The 2,295-nt window shown below is 30.3% G+C and carries 3 protein-coding genes; 2 read left to right on the top strand and 1 reads right to left on the bottom strand.

Features of this window, described 5'->3' with window-relative positions:
* Nucleotides 1–732 (top strand): carbohydrate ABC transporter permease (locus ACMOUI_RS10380; RefSeq protein ID WP_418965627.1); only part of this gene is annotated, 732 nt, incomplete at its 5' end.
* Between the two features lie 36 nt (nucleotides 733–768).
* A complete protein-coding gene (locus ACMOUI_RS10375; RefSeq protein WP_418965626.1) occupies nucleotides 769–2,064 on the top strand; it encodes an ABC transporter substrate-binding protein in 1,296 nt (431 codons plus the stop codon).
* Nucleotides 2,065–2,109: 45 nt separating this feature from the next.
* Here ACMOUI_RS10375 and ACMOUI_RS10370 read toward each other — a convergent pair.
* A partial coding sequence (locus ACMOUI_RS10370) for a hypothetical protein (RefSeq protein WP_418965625.1) occupies nucleotides 2,110–2,295 on the bottom strand: 186 nt, incomplete at its 5' end.

The raw sequence follows: 2,295 nt of genomic DNA, 5'->3' as shown, positions 1-2,295 counted from the left end.
TTAGTTTCAAGTTTTATGACAACTAGAGATATTATGAGTGGAAAACTATTTCCATCTGAGATAAATTTTATAAATTATAAAGAACTTTTACAAAATATTCCAATATTTCAATTTTTTATAAATAGTCTAATAACATCACTTGTTGCAATGGTGTTTCAGATTATCATATGTAGTCTTACTGCATATGCTTTAGTTTTTATTGAATTTAAAGAGAGGAAAATTATTTTTCTATTGATAATGTGCTCAATATTTATTCCGTGGGAAGCTATATTTATACCCAATTATTTTATAATACTAAAAATGAGGTTATTGAATACAAAGTTGGGAGTTATATTACCATTTTTAGCTAGTGGATTGGGAATCTTCTTAATGGTTCAACAGTTTAAAACATTGAATAAATCTTTAATTGAAGCGGCTAAAATTGATGGTTGTAGCCATGGCTTTATATATTTAAAAATTGTATTACCCCTTTCTAAAGGTATATTAAGTACATGGGGGATATACTCATTTTTAAATGTGTGGAATATGTATCTATGGCCACTTATGGTTTCTACAAGGCCAGAGTCAAGAACAATTCAGATTGGATTAAAAATGATAAAATCAGAAGAGGGAACAAATTTTGGGGTTTTAATGGCAGCGGTTATTATAGTCATTATTCCATCTTTAATAGTGTTATTTTTAGGACAAAGTCAACTTCAAAAAGGAATGACTTCTGGAGCAGTAAAAGAGTAATATTAAAATTAAAACTATAAAATAGTGGGAGGAAAAATGAATTTAAAGAAAATGGTAGTATTGGGATTAACGGTTTCAACAGTGATGTTCGCAAAGGAAAAAGTTGTATTTTGGCATTCGATGAGCGGTGAACTACAAAATAGTTTAAATAAAATAGTCAATGATTACAATGGTTCACAGAGCAATATTGAGGTTGAAGCAATTTATCAAGGCTCTTATGAGGAAACAATTGCAAAATTTAAGGCTATTTCTGGAACAAAGGAAGCTCCAACTTTAATTCAAATGAATGATATATCAACAGCATTTATGTATAAAAGCGGAGCCATAACTCCAATGGAGAAATTTATAAAAAATGATAATTTTGATGCCAATAGATTGGAGGATGCTCTTTTAAATTACTATAGAATTGGAGGGGAGTTATACTCTATGCCATTCAATTCATCGACAGCGATTCTAATCTATAATAAAGAGGCTTTTAAAGAAGCTGGATTAGATCCAAATACTCCACCAAAAAGTTATTCAGAATATGCAGAGTATTCTAAAAAATTAACAAAGAAAAACAGTAATGGGTCAATTGATAGATATGGGTCAGCCATGATTATGTACGGATGGTTTATAGAGCAGTTTTTAGCTAATGATAATAAATTATATGTAAATAAAGAGAATGGAAGAACTGGAGAAACACCGACAGAGGTTGCATATAAAAAAGATTTACCTGAAATTTTAGAGTGGTTAAGAAAGATGTATAAAGATGGTTCAGCAACATCTTATGGTAGAGAGTGGGATTCAACAAGAACGGCTTTTGCTTCTGGAAAGGTAGCTATGTATTTAGATTCTTCAGCTGGTATAAAGGGTATCATTAAGAATTCAAACTTTGAAGTAGGAACAGGATTTATTCCAAATTCAAGTGGAGAGTTTAATGGAAGTGTTGTAGGTGGAGCCTCTCTATGGATAACAAATTCAGCTGCTGATTCTACACAGAAAGCGGCATGGGATTTTGTAAAATATGCAGTATCAAAAGATGTTCAATCATATTGGTCAATTAACACTGGATATTACCCTGTAAATAAAGAGTCTTATGACACTGTGGAGATGAAAGAGAATATGGAAAAGTATCCTCAGTTTAAAACAGCAGTTGCTGAAATAAAAGAAACTAAACCATCATTCGCAACACAGGGGGCTATTTTAGGAGTATTTCCAGAGGTGAGAGAGAAAGTAGTTGAAGCAATGGAAAATAACTATGAGGGTAAAATAACAGTTGATAAAATAGTTGATAAGGTGGTAAATGATTCAGATAGAATAATTCAAAGATACAATAGAATAAATAAGTAAAATAAGTAAAAAGAGGCCAATAAAATATAGCCTCTTTTTTTTACCCTAAGTTAAATATGAGTTGTCATTAAATATAAAATCTCTTACAAAAATAGACCCTTTTGGATCCTTTAACATCTTTTGAAATATCTGTATATTTAATTTTAATTTTTTTAAAGAGTCTAAACCAAGTTGGTTATTGTATTTAATACCATAATATTTAGCAATTTCTGAAAGTTCAGGGCAATAATC

The sequence above is a fragment of the Cetobacterium sp. genome (assembly GCF_048470075.1).
Lineage (GTDB): Bacteria > Fusobacteriota > Fusobacteriia > Fusobacteriales > Fusobacteriaceae > Cetobacterium_A.
Note: the sequence above shows the minus strand (reverse complement) of the source record. Positions and strands in the feature narration are given on the sequence as shown.